Origin of the sequence: Wenyingzhuangia sp. 2_MG-2023 (assembly GCF_030548295.1) — a bacterium.
GTDB lineage: Bacteria > Bacteroidota > Bacteroidia > Flavobacteriales > Flavobacteriaceae > Wenyingzhuangia.
This window is the reverse complement of record NZ_JAUOSB010000151.1, coordinates 1-248: the sequence shown is the minus strand read 5'-3', so window position 1 is coordinate 248 and position 248 is coordinate 1. Positions and strand designations below refer to the sequence as shown.

Sequence of the window (248 nt, the reverse complement as noted above, 5' to 3'; positions counted from 1 at the left end):
GAGCAAGTTCGCATCGCGGATGGCGACCTCAATCTCGGCAACCGCGTGCAAGGACTGGTGGAAGATATCGTCTACTGCGGTGATCACCATCGTGTTCATCTGCGTCTGAGTGAGTCGGATCGACTACTGTGTAAGCTCCCCAATAGTCGGGAACATTGCCTGCCAATTGCCGGAAGTACAGTGAACGTCACCTGGCGAATCGATGATTGCAAGGTTTTATCCCCATTGCTTGCGTCTCATCAAAGCAC

1 protein-coding gene is annotated in these 248 nt (G+C 52.8%); it reads left to right on the top strand.

Annotation, left to right across the window (positions count from 1 at the left end; genetic code table 11):
* Positions 1-12: 12 nt before the first annotated feature.
* On the top strand, positions 13-248 hold a 236-nt coding region (locus tag Q4548_RS17305), incomplete at its 3' end, for a TOBE domain-containing protein (RefSeq protein WP_369281305.1).